This is a genomic window from Burkholderia sp. MSMB0856 (genome assembly GCF_001524645.2).
GTDB lineage: Bacteria > Pseudomonadota > Gammaproteobacteria > Burkholderiales > Burkholderiaceae > Burkholderia > Burkholderia diffusa.
In genome coordinates, this window is record NZ_CP013427.1 from 3313997 (window position 1) to 3336454 (window position 22458).

At 69.4% G+C, this 22458-nt stretch carries 22 protein-coding genes; 9 read left to right on the top strand and 13 right to left on the bottom strand.

Annotated features, from left to right (window positions below):
* Nucleotides 1–16: 16 nt before the first annotated feature.
* The 3 genes from WS87_RS16725 to flgB form a co-directional block, all read right to left on the bottom strand.
* Entirely contained in the window at nucleotides 17–763 is a 747-nt protein-coding gene (locus WS87_RS16725) for a flagellar hook assembly protein FlgD (protein ID WP_059535087.1), read from the bottom strand.
* Nucleotides 764–830: 67 nt separating this feature from the next.
* A complete protein-coding gene (flgC, locus tag WS87_RS16730) occupies nucleotides 831–1256 on the bottom strand; it encodes a flagellar basal body rod protein FlgC (protein ID WP_059535085.1) in 426 nt (141 codons plus the stop codon).
* A 34-nt stretch (nucleotides 1257–1290) separates the two neighbouring features.
* The gene (gene flgB / locus WS87_RS16735; RefSeq protein ID WP_059448497.1) at nucleotides 1291–1779 is read right to left on the bottom strand and encodes a flagellar basal body rod protein FlgB; all 489 of its coding nucleotides are present in this window, start codon (nucleotides 1777–1779) and stop codon (nucleotides 1291–1293) included.
* Nucleotides 1780–1985: 206 nt separating this feature from the next.
* Between flgB and flgA the strand changes: the two genes are divergently transcribed.
* The 4 genes from flgA (at nucleotide 1986) to WS87_RS16755 (ending at nucleotide 5742) form a co-directional block, all read left to right on the top strand.
* Nucleotides 1986–3245, top strand: a complete 1260-nt coding sequence (flgA, locus tag WS87_RS16740) for a flagellar basal body P-ring formation chaperone FlgA (protein WP_059819912.1) — start codon at nucleotides 1986–1988, stop codon at nucleotides 3243–3245.
* A 118-nt stretch (nucleotides 3246–3363) separates the two neighbouring features.
* Nucleotides 3364–3696 carry a flagellar biosynthesis anti-sigma factor FlgM gene (flgM, locus tag WS87_RS16745; RefSeq protein ID WP_059448495.1) on the top strand — a complete coding sequence of 111 codons (333 nt, stop codon included), beginning with the start codon at nucleotides 3364–3366 and terminating at the stop codon, nucleotides 3694–3696.
* Between the two features lie 85 nt (nucleotides 3697–3781).
* Nucleotides 3782–4222 (top strand): flagella synthesis protein FlgN, encoded by a 441-nt coding sequence (locus WS87_RS16750; RefSeq protein ID WP_006762551.1) that lies wholly within the window; start codon nucleotides 3782–3784, stop codon nucleotides 4220–4222.
* Between the two features lie 173 nt (nucleotides 4223–4395).
* Nucleotides 4396–5742, top strand: coding sequence for an SGNH/GDSL hydrolase family protein (locus WS87_RS16755; protein WP_059819913.1), 1347 nt, complete (start codon nucleotides 4396–4398; stop codon nucleotides 5740–5742).
* 80 nt (nucleotides 5743–5822) lie between these two features.
* Here WS87_RS16755 and WS87_RS16760 read toward each other — a convergent pair whose 3' ends face one another.
* Nucleotides 5823–7673, bottom strand: coding sequence for a M24 family metallopeptidase (locus tag WS87_RS16760; RefSeq protein ID WP_059819914.1), 1851 nt, complete (start codon nucleotides 7671–7673; stop codon nucleotides 5823–5825).
* 392 nt (nucleotides 7674–8065) lie between these two features.
* Here WS87_RS16760 and WS87_RS16770 point away from each other — a divergent pair, with 392 nt between their 5' ends.
* Complete coding sequence (locus WS87_RS16770) at nucleotides 8066–8884, top strand: helix-turn-helix domain-containing protein (protein WP_059819915.1); 819 nt, start codon at nucleotides 8066–8068, stop codon at nucleotides 8882–8884.
* A gap of 48 nt (nucleotides 8885–8932) precedes the next feature.
* On the opposite strand, the gene WS87_RS16775 is transcribed toward WS87_RS16770, so the two are convergent.
* The 4 genes from WS87_RS16775 to WS87_RS16790 form a co-directional block, all read right to left on the bottom strand.
* Complete coding sequence (locus WS87_RS16775; RefSeq protein ID WP_059703189.1) at nucleotides 8933–10174, bottom strand: multifunctional CCA addition/repair protein; 1242 nt, start codon at nucleotides 10172–10174, stop codon at nucleotides 8933–8935.
* Nucleotides 10171–10818 carry a glutathione S-transferase family protein gene (locus tag WS87_RS16780; RefSeq protein WP_059535069.1) on the bottom strand — a complete coding sequence of 216 codons (648 nt, stop codon included), beginning with the start codon at nucleotides 10816–10818 and terminating at the stop codon, nucleotides 10171–10173. Before WS87_RS16780 ends, WS87_RS16775 begins: the two co-directional genes overlap by 4 nt.
* 54 nt (nucleotides 10819–10872) lie before the next feature.
* On the bottom strand, nucleotides 10873–11832 hold the full coding sequence (locus WS87_RS16785) for a complex I NDUFA9 subunit family protein (RefSeq protein WP_059819916.1): 960 nt from the start codon (nucleotides 11830–11832) through the stop codon (nucleotides 10873–10875).
* Nucleotides 11833–11989: 157 nt separating this feature from the next.
* Complete coding sequence (locus tag WS87_RS16790) at nucleotides 11990–13942, bottom strand: lytic transglycosylase domain-containing protein (protein WP_059819917.1); 1953 nt, start codon at nucleotides 13940–13942, stop codon at nucleotides 11990–11992.
* A gap of 8 nt (nucleotides 13943–13950) precedes the next feature.
* Here WS87_RS16790 and WS87_RS16795 point away from each other — a divergent pair, with 8 nt between their 5' ends.
* On the top strand, nucleotides 13951–14559 hold the full coding sequence (locus tag WS87_RS16795) for a 5-formyltetrahydrofolate cyclo-ligase (protein WP_059819918.1): 609 nt from the start codon (nucleotides 13951–13953) through the stop codon (nucleotides 14557–14559).
* A 68-nt stretch (nucleotides 14560–14627) separates the two neighbouring features.
* On the opposite strand, the gene WS87_RS16800 is transcribed toward WS87_RS16795, so the two are convergent.
* Nucleotides 14628–15140 carry a winged helix DNA-binding protein gene (locus WS87_RS16800; protein WP_059535061.1) on the bottom strand — a complete coding sequence of 171 codons (513 nt, stop codon included), beginning with the start codon at nucleotides 15138–15140 and terminating at the stop codon, nucleotides 14628–14630.
* A 148-nt stretch (nucleotides 15141–15288) separates the two neighbouring features.
* On the opposite strand from WS87_RS16800, the gene pxpB reads away from it, so the two are divergent.
* Genes pxpB through pxpA form a run of 3 tightly spaced genes read left to right on the top strand, consistent with a single transcriptional unit; the run spans nucleotide 15289 to nucleotide 17829 of the window.
* Entirely contained in the window at nucleotides 15289–15945 is a 657-nt protein-coding gene (pxpB, locus tag WS87_RS16805) for a 5-oxoprolinase subunit PxpB (protein ID WP_059819919.1), read from the top strand.
* The gene (locus WS87_RS16810; protein WP_059703181.1) at nucleotides 15942–17009 is read left to right on the top strand and encodes a biotin-dependent carboxyltransferase family protein; all 1068 of its coding nucleotides are present in this window, start codon (nucleotides 15942–15944) and stop codon (nucleotides 17007–17009) included. Before pxpB ends, WS87_RS16810 begins: the two co-directional genes overlap by 4 nt.
* 55 nt (nucleotides 17010–17064) lie before the next feature.
* The gene (gene pxpA, locus WS87_RS16815) at nucleotides 17065–17829 is read left to right on the top strand and encodes a 5-oxoprolinase subunit PxpA (protein ID WP_059535055.1); all 765 of its coding nucleotides are present in this window, start codon (nucleotides 17065–17067) and stop codon (nucleotides 17827–17829) included.
* A 559-nt stretch (nucleotides 17830–18388) separates the two neighbouring features.
* Here pxpA and WS87_RS16820 read toward each other — a convergent pair.
* The 4 genes from WS87_RS16820 to WS87_RS16835 are packed head-to-tail and all read right to left on the bottom strand — an operon-like array spanning nucleotide 18389 to nucleotide 22457.
* Nucleotides 18389–19534: a TraB/GumN family protein gene (locus tag WS87_RS16820; RefSeq protein ID WP_059819920.1), complete on the bottom strand. Its 1146-nt coding sequence runs from the start codon at nucleotides 19532–19534 to the stop codon at nucleotides 18389–18391.
* Nucleotides 19527–20543: a peptide ABC transporter ATP-binding protein gene (locus WS87_RS16825; RefSeq protein WP_059819921.1), complete on the bottom strand. Its 1017-nt coding sequence runs from the start codon at nucleotides 20541–20543 to the stop codon at nucleotides 19527–19529. The genes WS87_RS16820 and WS87_RS16825 overlap by 8 nt, the downstream gene beginning before the upstream one ends.
* The gene (locus tag WS87_RS16830) at nucleotides 20540–21538 is read right to left on the bottom strand and encodes an ABC transporter ATP-binding protein (protein WP_059535050.1); all 999 of its coding nucleotides are present in this window, start codon (nucleotides 21536–21538) and stop codon (nucleotides 20540–20542) included. The genes WS87_RS16825 and WS87_RS16830 overlap by 4 nt, the downstream gene beginning before the upstream one ends.
* Nucleotide 21539: 1 nt before the next feature.
* Complete coding sequence (locus WS87_RS16835; protein WP_059607393.1) at nucleotides 21540–22457, bottom strand: ABC transporter permease subunit; 918 nt, start codon at nucleotides 22455–22457, stop codon at nucleotides 21540–21542.
* Nucleotide 22458: the final 1 nt, after the last annotated feature.

Consider the following 22458-nt stretch of genomic DNA (forward strand, 5'->3'; position numbering starts at 1 on the left):
TTTCGAGAAATCTGGATCAGTTGGTGGTGGTCGTGCCGCCGGACGACGACGACGCGGTGTTCGGGAAGATCGACGCGACCTGGGTCAAGCCCACCGTCGTGCCGTTCGACAGCACGAGCCCCGCCGTGCCGTCGGCCTGCTTGATCACGCTCTGCACCTGCGCGGCCGCGAGCACGGTCGGCGCATACGTCTTGCCGTCCGAGCCCGTGTACTGCGCGCTCACGGTGTACTTGCCGTCCGGCAGCGCGTTGCCGGCCGCATCGGTCGGCGTCCAGTTGAACGGCACCGTGCCGGCCGACTGCTTGCCTGCGTTGATCGTGTTGACGACGACGCCCGAGCTGTTCTTCACGGTGATCGTCAGGTTCGACACGTCGTTCGCGAGCGACACGCCGAACGGCGACGCCGCGCCGCTCTTCACCGCGACGCCGTTGCCCGGCGCGAGCACGTTCGTGCCGATCAGCAGCGCGGCCTGCGTCTGCTGGCCGGCCGCGAGCTGCGTCGACAGCGACGTGAGCGACGTGTTCAGCTGCGCGATGCCGCTCACCGTGTTGATCTGCGCGAGCTGCGACGTCATCTGCGAGCTGTCGACCGGGCTCGTCGGATCCTGGTTCTGCAGCTGCGTGACGAGCAGCTTCAGGAACGTCGCCTGCAGGTCGCTCGCCGACGTGCCGTTCGTCGACACGTTGTTGGTGTTCATCGTGTCGGTCGGCAGGGTCGACACGTTGGTGCCGTTGCTGCCGATCGTCGTGCTGGTGGAAGTCATCCTGGGTGGCCTTGTGTCGGAACTGTCGGGTCTGGGTCTCGGTGGGGAAGGACGCTCGGCGCGCGGCTTACGTGCCGATCGTCAGCGTCTTGAGCATCAGCGTCTTCGCGGTGTTCAGCGTCTCGACGTTGGCCTGGTACGAGCGCGACGCCGAGATCATGTTCACCATCTCCTGCACCGGATCGACGTTCGGCATCTGCACATAGCCGTTCGCGTCGGCGGCCGGGTTCGCCGGGTCGTAGGTCGACTTCATCGGCGACGGATCGTCGACCACCCTGGTCACGCGCACGCCGCCGACGCCCTGGCCGGACGCGGTGCGCGCGCCGCCGATCGGGTCGGTCGCGAACACGACCTGCTTGGCCTTGTATGGCTTGCCGTCGGGGCCGGTCGCGCTGTCGGCGTTCGCGAGGTTCGACGCGGTGACGTTCAGGCGCTGCGATTGCGCGGACAGCGCCGAACCGGCGACGCCGAAGATGTTCATCAACGAGGGCATGGGGGCTCCTTGTTCGGGGCGAAGCGGCGCGCGCTTACGAGTTCGTCGAGATCGCGGCGATCATCGCCTTGATCTGCTGGGTCATCACGGTCATCCCGGTTTCGTAGTGCAGCGCGTTGTTCGCGAACTGCACGCGCTCGACGTCGAGATCGACCGTGTTGCCGTCGAGCGACGGCTGCAGCGGCATCCGGTACTGCGCGCGACCGTAGTCGTCGGCCGGGCCGCCCGTCGGAATCAGCTTCGCGGTGCCGGCCATGTGGCCGGGCGCCGTCGACACCATCGTCATCCCGCTCGTCACGCCGGCCGGCTGCGCCATCGGCAGCTGCGCGGCGTTGCTCGGCGCGAGGCCGCCGCCGGTCTGCTTCAGCGAGCGCGCGAGGGTCGACGCGAAGTCGACGTCGCGGGCCTGGTAGCCGGGCGTGTCGGCGTTCGCGATGTTCGACGACAGCAGCTCCTGCCGATAGGCGCGCACGTCGAGCGCCTGTCGGCCGAACGCGAATTCGGCATCGAGTTTGTCCAGCATGTGTGCGTCTCTCCGTATGAAGCGCTGCACGCCCCCTTGCGCCGGATGGCGACCCAAGGGGCTTTTTTCCATGACAGCGATGGTAGGCGTCGGGCGCAACCGGCAATCGGACGAATAACGCGGCAAAGGCCCCCTCTATTCATCGTTTGCGCGACGGCCAGGCTCCCTAGAATGCGAATCGGATCAACGGCTTCGAGGACACGGCGATGACAGGCGCACTTCGCGGAAACGACGGACGCGGCACGCGCATGGCGCGGGCGTTCGCGCTCGCCGCGGCGCTGTGGCTCGCGGTGCCGCTTGCGCATGCGGACGACGGGATGATCGTGATTCCCGGACGCGGCGAGACGGCCGAAACCGCGCTCGCGCATGCGAACGCGGCGAGCGGCGGGCAGTTCGGCGGGAATGCGGGCACGGCTTCGGGTACGGGCATGGCGATGGCGGGCGGCGCCGTTGGCGCGGGTGGTGGCGCCGGCGTAACCGGCGCGGCCTCGGCCGGCTCTGCGGCGCTGCCGGCTGGCTCGATGATCGTGACGAGCGTCCCGCCGCCGGCCGCCGTGCTGGCACCCGCGCCGCGCCCCGTCTACGCCGCCGCGCGCATGAACGCTGGCGATGGCGCACGGCGCGCCGCCGATCCGGGTGCCGTCGCGACCGTCGTCGCCGGTACGGCCGAGCCCGCATCGAATCCCGCGAATTCCGCGAATTCCGCGAATTCCGCGCGACCGGCCATCGCCGCGCGCATGGCCGCGGCCCGGGCCGCTTCGGCCGCGCCGGCGCCGCGCGCGCCGGCCGCTGCCGCCAACCCGGCCCAGGCCACCGCCGCGTCTCCGCCGGCCACGCCGGCCGGCCAGCAGGACCCCGACACGATCCGGCGCACGGCCCTCGCGTTCCTGCAGCAGCAGGTCGCGGGCCTGCCGGGCAAGACCACCGCGACGGTCGCGACCGCATTTCCGCGCGGGCTCGCCGCGTGCACGACGCTCGAGCCGTTCCTGCCGACCGGCGCGCGCCTGTGGGGCCGCACGACGGTCGGCGTGCGCTGCGCCGGCGAGCGGCCGTGGACCGTCTATCTGCAGGCGAAGGTCGCCGTGCAGGCCACTTATTACGTCGCCGCGCGGCAGATCACGCCGGGCGAGCCGCTCACCGCGGCCGACCTCGTCGCGCGCGACGGCGACCTGACGGTGCTGCCGCTGGCGGTGATCACCGATCCCGCGCAGGCGGTCGGCGCGACCGCGCTGGCCCGGATCTCGGCCGGACTGCCGCTGCGCCAGGACATGCTGAAGAGCGCCGCGTCGGTGTCGGCCGGCCAGACGGTGCGGGTCGTCGCGGCCGGGCCCGGCTTCACGATCTCGGCCGACGGCAGCGCGCTCGCGAATGCGGCGCCGGGCCAGTCGGTGCGGGTCAGGATGGCGGCGGGCCAGATCGTCACGGCGATCGTCAAGGACGCCGGGACCGTGGAAATTCCTCTATAGGGACGGATCGCGCCGCAAGATTGCAAAGAATTGTTTATTCGGAGAATGTCGGGCTCACGATGCTAAAGTTCGGGCCGACCCGGCCGTTATCTGGGTCATACCGTACAGGAAACCCATCGTGAAGATCGATTCCACTCCGAACCCGAGCCCACTCGCGTCGACCGGCAACGGCGCGACCCGCGCGCAATCCGGCGCGGCTTCGTCGTCGTCCGCGCAGGCGGCCGACGCAGGATCGACCGGCGGCGACACGACCGTGAACCTGTCGGGTCTGTCCGGCCAGCTGCGTTCGCTGTCGGCCTCCGGCAGCGCCGACATCGACACGGCCCTCGTCCAGTCGATCAAGGACGCGCTGAACAACGGCACGTTGACGATCGACGTGAACAAGATCGCCGACGGCGTACTGAATACCGCCCGCGACCTGCTGCAACAGCAGCGCTCGCAGGGCAACTGAGCCGGCCCGGGGCCCGTCACGCCCGGACCGGTCCCCTGGTTTGCCGGCATGCGGACACGCGTGCCGGCGCGACGAGCATGACGCGATGAGAGAAGAGCTGCTGGCCACGGTCAACGACGAACACGCGACGGTCGAAGCGTTCGCGTCCCTGCTCGCCTACGAGGAAAAGGCACTGACGACGCCGGAGCCGCTCGACATGCTGCCCGGCATCGTCGAGAAGAAAAGCGCGTTGATCGACCGGCTCGCGCAGCTCGAGCGCACGCGCGACACGCAGTTGTCCGCGCTCGGCTTTCCGGCCGGCAAGAAAGGGATGGACCAGGCCGCCGAGCGCGATGCCCGCCTCGCCGGCCGCTGGCAATTGCTGCTGCAGGCCGCCGAACGCGCGCGCCAGGCCAATGCGACCAACGGGATGCTGATCCGGATCCGGATGGACTACAACGAGCGCGCGCTTGCGGTGCTGCGCTCGGCGCCCGCGCCGGCCGGCGTCTATGGCCCGGACGGGCGTGTGTCGGCGCTGATGCGTTGATGCCCTGCGGCGGCCTGCGTCCCGTTCCGCCCTCAACACGCCTCGCCGCTTCACCCGCTTCACCCTGAATTCCGCTTCGACAGACCGGGCTCCAGTCCGGCACATGCGTCCCCCCGATACGCGGCAGCGCAGCCGCGCTGCCTGATCCGAAAACAACCGATCGGAGGGCATCGATGCATCATCATTCCCGTCTTGAATCCGCGCGCCGCGCGGCCGCCATCGCCACGCTCGGCGCCGCGCTGGCGTTCACCGCGTCGCTCGCGCCGGCCGCCCCGGCCCCGCTGCCGACGCCGACCGGCGACATGACGCTGTCGCCGGCCGGCCCGCTCGCTACGCCGGCGTCGGCACCGCCGGGCGCAGCGCCGCGCGCCGCGTCGCGCGGCAGCGACACCTACACCTACCTGCGCTGCTGGTACCGGATCAGCGACGATCCGCTCAAGCCCGAGGCGACCTACGAATGGGCGCGCGATCCGGCGGGCGGCGACTGGTATCGGGTTCCCGGGTACTGGTGGGCGGACGGCATCACGCAGTGGAAAAACATGTTCTACAGCACGACGGCGCAGGAGACGCTCGCCGACGTCTGCCGCAAGACGCTCGCCGCGCGCGGCATCCGCGCGAACCTGACGCATGCGGTCGCGGCGAACAACGCGCTGTCGTTCAACTACACGGTCTGGACCATCGACGCCGCGCAGCAGGACGCGCGGGTCAACAAGCTGATCGTGTTCGGCGACAGCCTGTCCGACACCCAGAACATGTTCAACGCGAGCCAGTGGAAGCTGCCGAACGGCACGAGCTGGCACGCCGGACGCTTCAGCAACGGGCCGGTGTGGGCCGAATACGTCGCGAACGCGCTGCGGCTGCCGTTCTACAACTGGGCGATCGGCGGAGCGGCGACCGACCAGCACCTCGTCGTGCCGGGCCTCGTGCAGCAGATCGACTCCTGGCGCGAATACATGGATCGCGCGCCGGACTACCGGCCCGCCAATACGCTGTTCGCGGTGTTCGCGGGCGGCAACGATCTCGTGAACTACGGCCGCACGCCCGAGCAGGCGGCGAACGCGGTGCGGGACAGTCTCGAGCGGCTCGCCGCGGCCGGCGCGACGCGCATCCTGCTCGTCACGCTGCCGGACGTGTCGCGCGCGCCGGTGTTCGCGACGCGCACCGACGCCGCCAGCGTCGCCGCGCAGGTCAGCGACTACAACAGACGGCTCGCCGACGCCGCCGCCGCCGTGCGCGCCCGCTACGGCGCGACGCTGCGTCTAGAAGTGTTCGACGCGTACGCGCCGTTCGACGATCTGCTGAGCTACCCCGCGCAATACGGCTTCGACGATGCAAAGCGGTCGTGCCTCGACATCCCGAAGCCGTCGTCGTTCACCTACCTGGCCGCGCAGACGCCGCGCGCGGACTGCCGCGACCCGGCGCGCTTCGTGTTCTGGGACACGTTGCACCCGACGACGCGCACGCACGCGTGGCTCGCCGAGCGAATCACGCCGTTCGTGCGGGCGCGGTTGCTGGATTGAAATGGATCCGGGTCCAGCGCCGGTGATCCATCGATGACCGGCGGACAGCGGGCGGCCGACGCCGCCCGCGCCGGCACCGCTTACAGCAACGGGCAGGCCGTCACCTGCGTGCCGCGTTCCACGCAAAGCCTTTCGTAGTCGCGCAGGTACGCGCGCTCGTCGTCGTTCAGCAATTCGACGTCGATCAGGTCCCAGTCGTAGCCGACCGTGACGATGTTCTCGAACGCCACGGTGTCCGACGCGTCGTCGTCCGCGCGCACGATCACGATGTTCTCGATCCGCACGCCGCCCTTGCCCGGCACGTAGATGCCCGGCTCGACCGAAATCACCGCGTTCGGCACCAGCCCGTACGTCGCGCCCGGCGCGAACCGCACGCCGCCCTCGTGCACGTGGATCCCGACGCCGTGCCCGGTGCCGTGGCCGAAATCGTAGCCGTGGTCGCGGCACACCTGGCGCACCGTCGCATCGACGTCGCCGCCGGTCGCGGTCTTCGGGAAGCGCGTGACGAGCCCCTTGATGCATGCCTTCAGCGCGACCGTGTAGATCTCGCGCTGCCACGGCTGCGCGACCGTCTCCGGCCGCGTGCGACGCAGCACGACGCGCGTGCAGTCCGTCGCGAAACCGGCGTCGTAGTACGCGCCGCTGTCGAGCAGCACGAGCTCGCCTTCGGTCAGCTCGACGTCGGCGCTCGCCGCCGTGTAGTGCGCGAACGCGCTGTTCGCGCCGTTCGCCGCGATCGACGGGAACGTTAGCGCGACCGCCGAGCGGGCGCCGTACGCGTCGTTGATCGTGCGGGCCAGGTCGTACTCGGTATGGCGCCGCCCCGGTTCGCCGGCCTTCGCCCAGCGCATCGTTTCGGCGATCGCCGCCGAACTGCGCGCGAACGCGTCGCGGAACCGGTCGAGCACGGCCGGCGTCTTGCCGGCCCGCAGCGCCTCCACCGGGTTGAAATCGGCGTGGCGCGCGTGCGGCCACACGCGGCGCACCGACTCGACGAGCGCGCAGTTGACCGATTCGAAGCCGTAACACGCGTGGTCGACCGCGAATTGCGCGAGGAAGCGCTCGAGTTCGGCGAAGTCGCGCCGGATCACGTGCAGCGCCGGATACGACGCCAGTTCGACCGGGCAGCGGTCGCAGCCTTCCGGCAGAAACAGCGCGACCTGCTCGCCGACCGCGAACAGGAAGCCCAGGTGCGACGACGCATTCGGGATGTGATAGCCGCGGCTGTTCAGCAGGTACGCGAGATCGTCGGACGCGCACGTGAAGAACGCGGTCTTGCCGGGCGCCGCACCGGTGTGCGCGGCGAGCCGCCGGTTCAGCGCGTCGAGGTTCTGCGCGACGCTCGCACCGGTCATCGCGTCCGGCAGCTCGAAGATCGGCCGCTCGACCACCCAGCCCGGCAGCGCGATCGCGCGGTCGATCTCGCGCTCGACGAGGCTCGTCCAGTCGAGCGACGCCGCCTGCGTGCGCTCGACCAGCCGGTCGCGCTGCGCGACGCTGATCCGCAGCGCGTCGTAGCCGACCCGCGCGAGCCGGCTCGCGTGCGCGAGCAGCCAGTCGGCCAGCGCCTGCCAGATCGTCACGTTCATCCCGAGCTTTTCGATGCGCACGCGCGCCGGGTCGCACTGCTGTTCGGCCTGCAGGTGATAGCGGCCGTCGACGAACAGCACGAACGGCGGCACGCCGAGTGCCTGCGCGGTCGCCGCGCTCAGGAAGATCCCGCAGCCGGCCGAGCCGTCGAAGCCCGACAGCGCGTAGCGCGGGTTGTTGCTGCGCGGCAGGTATTCGGTGATGTACTCGTCCTGCGACGTGACCACGACCGCATCGAGCCGGGCGGCGTCGAGCAGTCGCGACAGACCGGCCTGCGTGTCGGCGACGGACGCGTCGTACGAGGGAAGGCCGGAGAAGCTGTATTTCAGTCGATCGATCATCGGATACCCGCTATTGATTGTTGTCGTCCGCCGGCGGCGTCACGTGCCGGCGCGTGCCTGGCGCGCCGCGGCGCCGTTCCATCGACGGATTTTCGGGGAAATTTTTGTCTCACTTAACTTTGTTTGATGCGAGCGACAGAATCTAGAGCACGCTGAAAACGAGGTCAAGCCAAAATTTTCGTAGGGCTAAAATTACCGGCACCGCGCGCGACGGCGGTGCGGCCCCCCGCGGCCCTGCCTGGCGCGAGGCGGCCGGGCGCCGGCGTGCGCGGTACAATGCGCCGGCATCGTCGTCCCGACGGCCGTGCTTCGTGCGATTCGCGGAATGCCGCATCCCGGCGACGGCACCGCCCCTCCGCTCGCCTTGCGACTCGTTGCCACGAAAGAGATTCATGGATTCAGACATCATGCGTATCGGCCAGCGCATTCGCCGCCTGCGCCGGGAAGCGAAGAAAACGCTGCTGGAAGTCGCGACCGAAGCGAACCTGTCGGTCGGGTTCCTGTCACAGGTCGAGCGCCACCTCACCGGCATTTCGCTCTCGTCGCTCGTCAACGTCGCGAAGGCGCTGAACGTGCCGCTCGGCACGCTGATCGACCAGCCGCGCCAGGCGCAGCCCGACTCGCACGCGGGGCGCCGCGAACCGTACGCGGTCGATGCCGCGTCGCAGTGGTACGAGCGGCTGTCCACCACCTTCGACGGCAGTCAGATCAACGCGCTCAAGGTCCGGATGATGGAGGGCTACCGTTCGGAATGGGTCGCGCACGGCGGCGACGAGTTCGTCTATGTGCTGACCGGCCGGCTCTGCTACACGATCGGCAAGAAGGATTACCCGCTGTCTGCCGGCGACTCGCTTCACTTCGACGCGCGGAAGCGCCACCGCGTCGCGAACGTGGGCGACGGGCCCGCCGAAATGATCGCGGTCGGCACGCTGCCGCTCTTCGACGACAACGGTGCCGAGCTGGGATCCGAGGCGATGAAGATCAGACTGCTCGCACGCGATGCCGGCGCGGCGCCGGGCGAACCGCGCGTGAGCCGCCGCAAACCTGCATCGAAGCGCGAGCGCGATGCGGATTCGATCGCGGCTGCGCCCGCCGACACGCCGGCCCGCGCGACGGCCACGCCGGCAGCCGGGAAGCCGCGCGCGACCGCCGCCAAACGTCCTGCCGCCGCCGCCCCGACCCGGCGCGCCGCCGCCCGCACGAAGAAATGACGGCTGGCCGCCGGGCGGCGCACCACGCCACCCGGCGCTTCCGCAGCACTATTCCCCGATCGCCAGCGCCTGCTTGACGGCCTCGATGCGCGCGCGATGCACGGCGTCCTTGATCTGCATCGCATCGTTGGCGACGCCGCGCGCGATCGCGCCCGCGTCGACGCTGCGCGCCGCCACCAGCGCCACGCGCAGCCGCTCGGCCTGCGGATACGGCTGCGTGTCGAGCCCGAGCCGGCCGCGCGCATCCGATTCGCACGCCTGCAGCATCTCGGCGAAGCGCGCGGGCTTGCGCAGCGCGTCGCTGCGCTCGAAGAGCCGCACCAGCGCGGCCGCGCCCATTTCCATCACGCGATGCAGGTTGCCGTGCTCGCGCGCGACCACCAGCGCGAGATCGCGGCACTCGTTCGGCACACGCAGCCGCTCGCACAGCGGCTTGATGAGATCGACGCTGCGGCCTTCGTGGCCGACATGGCGCGGCAGCACGTCGGCGGGCGTCGTCGCCTTGCCGAGATCGTGCGTAAGCGCCGCGAAGCGCACCGGCAGCGAGTAGCCCTGCTTCGCCGCGTAGTCGACGACCATCATCACGTGCACGCCCGTGTCGACTTCCGGGTGGTAGTCCGCGCGCTGCGGCACGCCCCACAGCGCGTCGACCTCGGGCAGGATGCGCGCGAGCGCGCCGCACTCGCGCAGCACCGCGAACATCCGCGACGGCTTCGCCTCCATCAGCCCGCGCGCGATCTCCTGCCACACGCGCTCGGGCACCAGCGCGTCCGCTTCGCCCGCGTCGACCATCCGCCGCATCAGCGCGAGCGTGTCGTCCGCGACCGTGAAATCCGCGAAGCGCGCGGCAAAGCGCGCGATCCGCAGGATCCGCACCGGATCCTCGACGAACGCGTCGCCCACGTGCCGGAACACACGTGCACGCAGGTCGGCCTGTCCGTCGAACGGATCGATCACCGGGCCGATCAGCGCGCCCTCCGGGCTCACTTCACGCGCCATCGCGTTGATCGTCAGGTCGCGCCGCGCGAGATCCTCGTCGAGCGTCACGTCCGGCGCGTAGTAGAACTGGAAGCCGTGATAGCCGGCCGCCGTCTTGCGTTCGGTGCGCGCGAGCGCGTATTCCTCCTGCGTGTCCGGATGCAGGAACACGGGGAAATCCTTGCCGACCGGCCGGAAGCCCTGCGCGGCCATCTGCTCGGGCGTCGCGCCCACCACCACGTAGTCGCGGTCCTGCACCGGCACGCCGAGCAATTCGTCGCGGATCGCTCCGCCAACTGCGTAGATGTTCATGGCGTCGGTTCGTATTCGGCGATCACGTTGGTTTCGCGGCGCGCGGCATCGATCCAGCGCTGCACCGCCGGCAGCGCCGTCACGCGCGCGGCATACCCGGCCGCCTCCGGCGACAACGCCGGCGCATACGTGTTGAAACGCATCACGACGGGCGCATACATCGCATCGGCGATCCCGAATTCACCGAACAGGAACGGTCCGCCCGATGCCTCGATGCATGCGCTCCACAGCGCGTCGATGCGCGCGACGTCGGCGAGCGCATCGGGCGTCGCGCCGCGTCCCGGCATCGACGCCCGCACGTTCATCCCCATCTGCGTGCGCAGCGCGGCGAAGCCCGAGTGCATCTCCGCCGAGATGCAGCGCGCATGCACGCGATCGAGCGGATCGGCCGGCCACATCGGGAACTGCGGATAGCGCTCGGCGAGCGTCTCGGCGATCGCGAGCGAATCCCAGATCGCGACGCCATGGTCGTCGATCAGGCACGGCACCTTGCCGGTCGGCGAATACTCGCGGATGCGCGCGGCCGTGTCGTCGCGGCGCAGCTCGATTGCGATCTCGTCGAACGGGATGCCGAAATGCGCGAGCAGCAGCCACGGCCGCATCGACCACGACGAGTAATTCTTGTCTCCAATGACGAGTTTCATGGCGGGGTTCCGAAAAGCGCGAAAGTGAATGGCGGAAGCGACGGCCCGCGACGCCTAGCGGCGCGAGCGGAACCAGTCGAAGCGGGAGCGCCGCGCGGCATGACCGAGATACGCGGGCGCGATGCTCTCGAGACTCGCGGGCGAGATCCCGAGTTCGGGCGCGAGCGGCCCGGACAGCACGTTCGGCACCGACATCGACGCGAGATTGTCGCGCGTGATCACCGGCTCGCCAGGCAGGCATTCGAACACGCTCGCCTGCAGCCGCGCGAGCGCGTCGGGCAGTCGCACGATGCGTGCCTGCCGGCCGACCAGCGTGCCGCAATAGCGCACCAATTGCTCGAGCGTGTAGACGGTGGGGCCGCCGAGTTCGTAGGTCTTGCCGTGCGCGGCCGCGAGATCGAGCGTGTTGACGAATGCGCGCACGACGTCGCCGACGAACACCGGCTGGAAGCGCGCATCGGGCATCGCGAGCGGCAGCACCGGCAGCGTGCGCTGCAGGTTCGCGAACGTGTTCAGGAACGCGTCGCCGGGGCCGAACACGACCGACGGGCGGAAGATCGTCAGCGCGAGCGAGTCGGTCGCCGCGACCGCATGCAGCGCGGCCTCGCCGTCGCCCTTCGAGCGCTGGTACATGCTCGGGCCGTGCGAATCGGCGCCGAGCGCGCTCATGTGCAGCACGCGCCGCACGCCGACTTCGACGCACGCGGCGGCCAGCGCGGCCGGCAGCGCGACGTGCGCGCGCTCGAACCCGGGCCCGTACGGCGTGCCGCGGCCGCCGTGCAGCACGCCGACGAGGTTGACGGCCGCATGCGCGCCGGCGACGAACCGCGCCAGCGTGCGCGGATCGAACGCGTCGAGCTCGACGATCTCGACCGGCAGCATCTGCAGGTGGCGTGCATGCTCGCGCCGCCGCGTGCCGATCCGTACCTGCTTGCCGGCGTCGATCAGCGCATTGACGAGCCGGCTGCCGATGAAGCCGGTGCCGCCCAGCAGCGCGACGGTCTGGCGATCCATGTTCGAGACCTCCAAGGAGCTGTTCACGCCAATAACGGGCTTGCGCTGGCGGCCAGCCCCACAAATGACATTTCCAGTCAGGGGAACAAGCCCGGTATCAGCGTGAACAGCCCCTTGCACACTGCCGCGTCTCGCGCGGCAGTATGAAGATTGCGGATCAGGGCGAGATCATGCCCAGGCGTTTCTTCAACGACTGCGGTTTGCCCTCGAAGAGCGCCGCGTAGTAGACGGTATTCGACAGCACGTTCTTCACGTAGTCGCGCGTCTCGTTGAACGGAATCGTCTCCGCGAAGATCGCGCCTTCGACCGGCTGCGTCAACACCTGGCGCCACTGGCGCGGCCGGCCCGGGCCCGCGTTGTAGCCGGCCGTCGCCAGCACCGGCGAGCTGTCGAAGTTGTTGTAGATGTCCGACAGGTACCAGGTGCCGAGCTGGATGTTCGTATTGATGTCGTGCATCTGCGCACGCGTGATCGTGCCCATCCCGAGCTTCTTCGCGACGAGCTGCGCGGTGGCCGGCATCAGCTGCATCAGCCCGCCCGCGCCGACCGACGAACGCGCGTTCGTGATGAAGCGCGATTCCTGGCGGATCAGCCCGTACGCCCATTCGATGTCGAGGCCGGTCGACTGCGCGTAGCGCTCGACGATGTCGCGATACGGCGACGGGTAGCGCAGCGTGAAGTCGTGCTCGGCCTTCGTGCGGTCGGCCGTGTTGACCGTGCGGTCGAGCAGGTCGATGCGCTTGCCGTATTCGGCGGCCGCGAGCAGCTGGCGATCGGTCATCCCGCGCAGCGGCCAGTTCCATTCGCGGTTGCCTTCGAGGCGCAGGTTCAGCCCGTAGAAGCGTTGCGCGAGCGCGAATCCGGGGATCTTGCTCATCGCGTCGACGTCGGCGTCGCTCACCTTCGTGCGCGGCGGGACCGACGTGCGCTGGCCGAGCTCCTCGCCGGCGAGCTGCCCGTAGAAGTTGAACTGGCCCGCGACCTGCTCGAATTCCTGGTTCGCCTGCAGCGTGTCGCCGCTCTGCTTGAGCGCGCGCGCATGCCAGTAGATCCACGCCGGATCGCTGCGCAGCGACGGCGGCATCTGTTCGATCGACCAGCGCACCATCGGCCAGTTGCCGACGAGCAACGCGGCGCGCGTGCGCCATTCGTAACCCGGGTTCGACAGCGGCGCGTTCGCGGATTTCGCATACCAGACCGATGCGAGCGCCGAGCGCTTGATCGCCCCCTGGTAGCCGATCGCGCCCCATGCGATCGCCTGCTCCTGCTTCGTCAGCGAGCCGGCGATGGACGTCAGCATCCCGGCCGCGGCGTCCGGGTCGTTGCGCGCCATGCGGCCGAGCGCGATCAGCGCGAGCTGATGCGATACCGCGTCGGGGCCGACGCCGCGCGCGAGGTACAGCGGCGGCGCGCTGGTCGCCTGATCGAAGCCGACCGGCCGCGCGCCGAGCGCGTCGACGATCTTCCCGCCGAGCGTCGTGTAGTTCTGCTCGTACGCGAGGCGTGCCTGCTGCCACACGTCGTCGCTCGTGAACTGCTGGTTGACGGTGAGCGCCGTAATCAGGTCGACACAGGCGTCGCCGTAGTATTTCGGCTCGACGAGCAGCGCGCGCGCCGCCTCGGCGACGTTCTCGCCGCGCGCCGCGCGCGATTCGAGCGCGTAGCACTTGACCTGCGTGTCGTCGTCTAGCACGAAGCGCTTGTACTGCTCGTCGAAGCCGCGCCAGTCGTGGCGCGCGCCGAGCACGAGCAGGTAGTCGTTGCGCAGGCGGTCGGCGATCGCCTGGCCGTCGTAGCGCTGCAGGAACGACTGCACGGGCGCGTCGGGGGCGTCGACGCGTGCGCGGCCCGTCGAATCGAACAGTTGCGGCTTGATCTGGAAATACTCGACGTAGGACGGGACCGGATAGTTCGGAATCATCGCCGCGAGCTGCGCGGCCTTCGCGGCGTCGTTGCGGCGCGCGGCTTCGCGCAGCTGCACGAAGATCTGGTCGTCCCCGGCGAGCGTGTCGTCGTTCGGTGCGGCGCACGCGGCCGTGCCCGCGACGAGCGCGGCGGCCGAAAGCGCGAGCGCGACCGCGCGATATACTCGGAAAAGGCTGTTCGACATCGTTTTGAATGGAGCACGAAGTGAGCGAAAGCATAGCATGCAACCCTGTGCCGAACCCGAAGGTTGCACTGCGCAAAACGCTGTCCGGCGCGCGTCGCGACGCCGCGTCGCAGCCCGCCGCGAACGCCGCGCTCGACGCGCGGCTGCGCCTGTTGCTCGAGCGGCTCGCGCCGCGCACGGTCGGCTTCTACTGGCCGCTGCCGGGCGAATTCGACGCGCGCGACGCGGTGCTCGCGTGGTCCGCGGCAGGCCCGGGTCGCCGCGCCGCGCTGCCGGTGATCGGCGAGAAGCACACGCCGCTCGCGTTCCATGCGTGGGATGCGCACACGCCGATGCGCGAAGGGCATCACCGGATTCCGGAGCCGGCGTCGGGGGCCGTCGTCGTGCCCGATCTTTTGCTGATTCCGTGTGTGGGATTCGATCTGCAGCGCTACCGGCTCGGCTATGGCGGCGGCTATTACGACCGCACGCTCGCGGTGTGGCCGGGCGAGACGCTGCCGGTGACGGTCGGCATCGCGTATGAAGCGTGCCGCGTGGAGGCGCTGCCGGCCGAAGCGCACGATCTCGCGATGCGCTGGATCGTGACCGACGGCGCGCTTTACCCGGCCGCCGGATGACGGGGCGCGCGACGCGAAGTCTGCGGCATGCCGCGCGTCACCGCGTCGACCGTCCCGTCCGCAATCGTTTACAGCGACGCCGCCGCGCGCGCGGCCGTGTCGTAGAGGCCCGATGCGTGGCGCAGCAACTGCGCCGCGTCGCCGATCTGCTCGTTGGTGAGGCCGCTGTCCTTCAGCGTCTCGATCAGGCAATGCTCGCGCACCTCCCGATACTTCATGCACAGCTCGCGGCCCGCGTCGGTCGCGAAGAAGAACACTTCCTTGCCGCTCTTCTCGCTCTTCACATAGCCGCGCGCGATCAGTTTTTTCAGCGCATAGGTCGCGACGTGAGTATCCTCGATATTGAGCACGAAGCAGATGTCGGCGAGCTTCTTCTTGCGTTCGCGATGGCTGACGTGATGCAGCAGCGACACCTCGACCGCCGTCATGTCCTTCGCGCCCGCGGCCGACATGCAGCGCACCATCCAGCGATTGAACGCATTGCCGGCCATGATGAGCCCGTATTCGAGTTCCGACAGCTCCGCGCTCGAATCGGAAACGAGGTGTTCGGATGACACGATCTTGGTCGCAGGACGCTTCATGGAAAGGCGGCGCAAGCCGGATGACAGGGTGTGCCGAGTGTACGCCAGAAGCCCGGACATACGGGCTAGGCGAAAACGCTTATTGGGAAGTTGTCGATATTTTATTGACAATGTGCGCTAACATTGCCGTCCAAACCGTGCCAGTCCGATGACGCAACCCCGCATTTATCCGCTCGGCGACGCCGCCCTCGTCTGCGAGGTGCCGCCGCCCGCCACGCTCGATTGCCAGCGCCGCGTCTGGGCCGTCGCCGAGGTCGCGCGCGCGTGGCCCGACGTGATCGACGTCGTGCCGGGCATGAACAACCTGACGATCGTGTTCGACGCGCTCGCCGCGACGGCCGAGTCGCTCACGCCCGCGCTGCGCGACGCGTGGGAAACCGCCGACGTCGAGCATGCGGACGGCCGGGAAATCGAAATCCCGGTCGAATACGGCGGTGCGGCCGGCCCCGATCTGGCGACCGTCGCCGCGCACACCGGGCTGCCGGCCGACGAAGTCGTCGCGCGTCACGCGGCCGGCGAATACGTCGTGTTCTTCGTCGGCTTCCAGCCGGGCTTCGCCTATCTCGGCGGCCTCGATGCGTCGCTGCACACGCCGCGCCGCGCGGCGCCGCGCCTGGAAGTGCCGGCCGGCTCGGTCGGCATCGGCGGGGCGCAGACGGGCATCTATCCGGCCACGTCGCCCGGCGGCTGGCAGCTGATCGGCCGCACGTCGCACGTGCTGTTCGACCCGGCGCGGCCGCAGCCGGCGCTGCTGCTGCCCGGCGACCGCGTGCGCTTCACCATTGCCGGAGTCGACGCGACATGACCCAGAACACCGCACCGGGCACGATCGAGGTGGTCCGCGCCGGCCCGTTGTCGACCGTGCAGGATCTCGGCCGCCGCGGCATGCGCCATCTCGGCGTCGCGCAGGGCGGCGCGCTCGACGGCCTCGCGCTCGAAGTCGGCAACCGGCTGGTCGGCAATCGCCCCGACGCGGCAGCCGTCGAAATCACGATCGGCCCGGCCGCGTTCCGCTTCACGCGCGCGACGCGCATCGCGATCACCGGCACCGAATTCGGCGCGACGCTCGACGGCAAACCCGTGTATTCCTGGTGGAGCCTCCCCGTCGAGGCCGGGCAAACGCTCGTGCTGCCGGCCGCGAAACGCGGGATGCGCGGCTATCTGTGCATCGCCGGCGGCATCGACGTGCTGCCGATGCTCGGCTCGCGCAGCACCGATCTCGCATCGCGCTTCGGCGGCCTCGGCGGCCGCGCGCTGCGCGACGGCGATCGGCTTCCGGTCGGTGTGCCGCCGGCCGGCGCCGGCTGCCTCGCGGCCGATGCGCCCGAATTCGGCGTGAAGGCGCCCGCGTGGTGCGCGTTCGTGCGCGTCGACGAACCGCCGCGCCGCCACCGGCCCGCGCATGCGCCGTGGGCGATGCCCGTGCGCGTGCTGCCGGGCCCCGACTACGCGTCGTTCGCGGCCGATTCGCAGCAGGCGTTCTGGGACGAGGAATGGCTCGTCACCGCGAACAGCAACCGGATGGGCTATCGCCTCGCCGGCGCCGAGCTGGTGCGCGAGCGGCCGGTCGAGCTGCTGTCGCACGCGGTGCTGCCCGGCACGATCCAGGTGCCGCCGAACGGCCAGCCGATCGTGCTGATGCACGACGCGCAGACCACCGGCGGCTATCCGAAGATCGGCACGGTGATCCGCGCGGATCTCTGGAAACTCGCACAGGCGCGGCTCAACCTGCCGATCCGCTTCGTGCGCACGACACCCGACGCCGCGCGCGCCGCCCTGACCGCAGAACGTGCCTATCTGCGTCAGATCGACGTCGCGATCGAGATGCGCGAGGAGACCCGCCGCCGCGCGCAATCGCGCGCGGCGTGACAATGGCGGAAGCAGGACGAAGGACGCGCCACGCCATCAGTGGACGAGGAACATCATGGAAATCGATCTGAATGCCGATCTCGGCGAAGGATGCGGATCGGACGAGGCGCTGCTCGACCTCGTCACGTCGGCCAACATCGCGTGCGGCTGGCATGCAGGCGGCGCCAATGCGATGCGCGACTGCGTGCGCTGGGCCGTGCAGAAAGGCGTGTCGATCGGCGCGCACCCGAGCTTTCACGACCCGGAGAATTTCGGCCGCAAGGAAATGCAGCTACCGGCCGGCGACATCTATGCCGGCGTGCTGTACCAGCTCGGCGCGCTATCGGCGATCGCGCAGGCCGAGGGCGGCCGCATCGCGCACGTGAAGCCGCACGGCGCGCTGTACAACCAGGCCGCGCGCGACCCGATGATCGCCGACGCGGTGGTGTCCGCGATCCACGACTTCGATCCGTCGCTGGCGGTGTTCGGGCTCGCGAACAGCGTGTTCGTCGCGGCCGCGCGCCACGCGGGGCTCGCCGCGGTGGAGGAAGTGTTCGCCGATCGCGGCTACCGCGCGGACGGCTCGCTCGTGCCGCGCAGCCAGCCCGGCGCGCTGATCGATGACGAGGACGCGGTGCTCGCCCGCACGCTCGACATGGTGCGCGATCGGCGGGTGCAGTCGGTGAGCGGCGAGTGGGTGCCGCTCAATGCGCAGACCGTCTGCCTGCACGGCGACGGCCCGCATGCGCTCGCGTTCGCGAAGCGGATCCGCGCGGCGCTCGAAGCGGCCGGCATCGATGTCGTCGCTCCGGGCGCGCTGGAAGCCGACGAAGGCGCCTGACCGGCGCGCAAGCCGCGCGGCCGCCCGACGAAAACCGCTGCCCCAAAGAAAAAAAGCGCCCTCGTGGCGCTTTTCTGTTGGCGCAATCGCCGCGGACTTCGCCGTCTGTCGATTCGCCCCCCGAAACCGTCTGTCGACGGTGACCGGAAAGATGCTCCGGATTAAAAAACGTCCGCCGCCGCCCGATTGCTGCTTCCCCCGGTCGGACGACGGAACGTCGCTTATCCGCAAGTCTGTCGCATGCATTTGTTGTCCCGACGATGTTTGGCCCCGCCGTGCATGCAGACACTCCGCGGCCGGCACGATCATCACGTGCCGGCTACGCTAACCCCGCGCTTTGTTTTCTGCTACCCCGTAGAACTTTTTCTATTCTTTTCAATTTTTCAACTTGTGGGATGAAGAATAGAGATCGGCAGAACCGGATGTCAATCGTTTTAAACGCTATTTCCTGAGGATTCAAGGGTTTTCCTTATCGAATCGCGCGGCCGCACAGGCGCCTCGCAGCGCGTGCGTATCGTCGATCAAACAGGGGAGGATCGGTGCGCGGCGGCCGGCGCGATCAGTTCGCGTCGACCTGATACCCTTGCTGGCGCAACAATTCGAGCACGCCGCGCGGGCCGCCCAGATGCAGCGCGCCGATGGCGACGAATACCGGCCGATTCGGCGCGGCGATTGCCGTCATCCGTGCAACGAAGCGCCGGTTGCGCTCGTACAGGATCTTGTTGTCGATCGACGCCGACAGCGCCTTCGAACGGGCCAGCCGCTCGCTCTTCGCGACCGCCCACGCCGAGATCGCATCGGCGTCGCCAATTTGCCACAGCCGGTGCAGCGCCTTGATGTCGTCGGCGTTCTGCGCCGGCGTCTGCACCATGTCCTGCGCGAGCATCTCGCGCTGCTCGGCGAGCGTCAGCCCGGTGAACGCGCGCATCTGCTCGGCGAGCGTCTCGAGCCCGATCACGCGGCCGCCCTTCTTCTTCAGGAAGACGTTCTGCAGTTGCGCCTCGGTGCCGTATTCCGTCTGCAGGCCGGCCGCCAGCGAGTCGTAGGTTTCGACGACCAGCGCCGCGAGCCACGGCCGCATCCGGCGAATCTCCGCAAGCGCGGCCGGATTGCCGCGCAGGCGCCCCGCGAGGCGCTGCCACAGCGGCTCGGGCAACAGGCGCTGCAGGCACGGGTAGCGGCACACGCCGTACTTCGACACGTCGTCCTGCGATTCGAGCAGATCGTCCGGCGACAACTCGAGCGCGAGCGTCGGCGACGCCGCGAGCGCCCCGAGGATGCGCGGCCGGAACGGCTGAGCGGGCGGATAGTCGGACGGGTCGCCCGTGTGCAGCGTGCCGAGCACGTACAGCGTGACCTTGCCCCGGGTGGCGACATAGAACGGCATGCGCGCGGGCTGCACGCGCACCGTGCCGCGCGCGACCGTGCCGTTCGACACGGACGGCGCGTGGAAGCCCGGCAGGCTCATGCCGGGCGGCGGAACCTGCGACGGACGGATCGGCGAACTCGCCGGCGCGCGCCCTTCGGCGCGCGCCGACTCGACGGGAACGACGAGGCTGGCCGCCACGCACGCGCCGGCCAGCGCCGCGCCCGTGACCGTGCGCACGCTCCAGCGCCGTGCGTTGCGGCACGCGCGCATCACGCGCGCGCTGCCGGCCCCCGAACGGCGCACGCCGGACGCGCGCGCCGCCAAACCTTCAGGCATTCGCCTCCCCCACCTCCTCGGCGCGATGGCAGGCCACGCGGCGTCCGTCGACGTCGCGCAGCTGCGGTTCCTCGACACGGCAACGCTCGACCGCGTACGGGCAGCGCTGGTGAAACGCGCAGCCCGACGGCGGATTGAGCGGCGACGGCAGCTCGCCCTGCAGCTTGATCTGCACGCGGCGGTCTTCCTCGAAGATCGCCGGCGTCGCCGACATCAGCGCGCGCGTGTACGGATGGCGCGGCCGCGCGTAGATCGTCGCCTTGTCGCCGAGCTCGGCGACGCTGCCGAAGTACATGACCATCACGTCGTCGGCGACGTGCTCGACCACCGACAGGTTGTGCGAGATGAACACGTAGCTCGTCTTGAACTGCTCCTGCAGATCCATGAACAGGTTCAGGATCTGCGCCTGGATCGACACGTCGAGCGCGGACACCGGCTCGTCGGCGACGACGATCCGCGGATCGAGGATCATCGCGCGCGCGATCGCGACCCGCTGGCGCTGGCCGCCCGAGAACATGTGCGGATAGCGCTTCGCGTGCTCGGGCCGCAGGCCGACCGTGCGCATGATCTGCGCGATGCGCGCCGCGCGCTCGGCGGCCGTCAGGTTCGCATTGATCTCGAGCGGTTCGGAGAGCGTCTGCTCGACCGTCTTGCGCGGGTTCAGCGACGCGAACGGATTCTGGAACACCATCTGCACGCGGCGGCGCAGGTCGGCGACCGTCTCGCGGCTCGCGCCGGCCACGTCCTTGCCGTCGATCGTCAGGTGACCCGAGGTGGGCGTCTCGATCATCGTGAGCTGGCGCGCAAGCGTCGATTTCCCGCAGCCCGATTCGCCGACGACGGCGAGCGTCTTGCCGCGCTTGAGCGTGAACGACACGCCGTTCAGCGCCTTCACCGTGCCCTGCCCGAACATCCCGCGCTTGACCGTGTAGTGCTTCGCGAGCTGGTCGGCGACCAGCACCGCTTCCTCGTCGTGCGGCACGCGAGGCGTTTCTTGGACTGCATTCATCGTGCGCCTCCCGTCAGGTCGAGGTTGGAAACATTGAGCGGCTTGATGCAGCGCGCACGCATCGCATCGTTGGCCGGCACCAGCGTATCGAGCGCCGGACGCGCCTTGCGGCAATCGTCGACGACGTACTTGCAGCGCGGCGCGAACAGGCACCCGGACGGGCGATCATCGCGGCCGGGCACCATGCCCGGCAATGCGGCAAGGCGACGCGCCCCCTGATTGTGCTCGGGAATCGCCGCGAGCAGCGCTTCGGTGTACGGATGATGCGGCGCACGGAAGATGTCCGGCACGCGATTGGTCTCGATGACCTCGCCCGCATACATCACCGCGACGCGCTGCGCGACCTCCGACACCACGGCCAGGTCGTGCGAGATCAGCACGAGCGCCATCCCGCGCTCCTTCTGCAGCTTCACGAGCAGATCCATGATCTGCGCCTGGATCGTCACGTCGAGCGCGGTGGTCGGCTCGTCGGCGATCAGCAGCTTCGGGTTGCACGCGACCGCCATCGCGATCATCACGCGCTGGTTCATCCCGCCCGACATCTGGTGCGGGAACGCCGTGATGCGGTTCTTCGCGTCGGGAATGCCGACCTGATCGAGCAGTTCGAGCGCGCGCCGGTGCAGCGCGTCGCCGCGCAGGCCTTCGTGCAGCTTCAGCACCTCCTTGATCTGGTAGCCGACCGTGTAGCTCGGATTCAGGCTCGTCAGCGCGTCCTGGAACACCATCGCGATGTCCTTGCCGACGATCTTGCGGCGCGCCTTCGGCGACGCCTTCAGCAGATCCACGCCGTTGAACGTGACCTCGTCGGCCGTCACCTTGCCGGGCGCGTCGATCAGGCCCATCAGCGCCATCATCGTCACGCTCTTGCCCGAGCCCGATTCGCCGACGACGCCCACCACCTCGCCCGGCGCGATCGACAGGTTGATCCGGTCGACAGCGGGCAGGCCGTTGAAGTTCACCGCGAGATTGCGGATGGTCAGAAGATTCTGGGTCATGTCAGGCCATCCGCTTCAGTTTGGGATCGAGCGCGTCGCGCAGCCCGTCGCCGAGCAGGTTGATCGCGAGCACCGAAATCAGGATCGACAGGCCGGGCATCGTCACGATCCACCATGCGTTGTCGATGTAGTCGCGCGCGGACGCGAGCATCGCGCCCCACTCCGCGGTCGGCGGCTGCACGCCGAGGCCGAGGAAGCCGAGCGCGGCCGCGTCGAGGATGGCCGACGAAAAGCCGAGCGTCGCCTGCACGATCAGCGGCGCCGTGCAGTTCGGCAGCACCTGCGAGAACATCAGGCGCAGCGTGCCGGCACCGGCCACGCGCGACGCCGTCACGTACTCCTTCTGCAGTTCGCCGAGCGCCGACGCACGCGTGAGACGCACGTAGGCCGGCAGCGCGACGATCGCGATCGCGAACATCGTGTTGGTGAGGCCCGGGCCGATGATCGCGACGACCGCGACCGCGAGCAGCAGCGACGGCAGCGCGAGCAGCACGTCCATGATGCGCATCACCGGCGTGTCGGCCCATTTCTGGAAGAACGCGGCGACCAGCCCGAGCACGATGCCCGGGATCAGCGCGAGCACGACCGACACGAAGCCGATCCAGAACGACATGCGCGCGCCGAACATCAGGCGCGAAAGGATGTCGCGGCCCGCTTCGTCGGTGCCGAGGATGAACTGCCAGTTGCCGCCCGCGAGCCATGCGGGCGGGATCTTCACGTAGTCGCGGTATTGCTCGACCGGGCTGTGCGGCGCGATCAGCGGCGCGAGGAGCGCGACCAGGATCAGCACCAGCACGACGATGCCTGCGCCGACGGCGCCGCGGTTGCGCGAGAAGTTGGCCCAGAACTCGCGCAGCGCGAGCGCACGGCCGCCGGCCGGCGCGGATTCGCTCGGCAGGGTGTTTTGCAGATTGCTCATG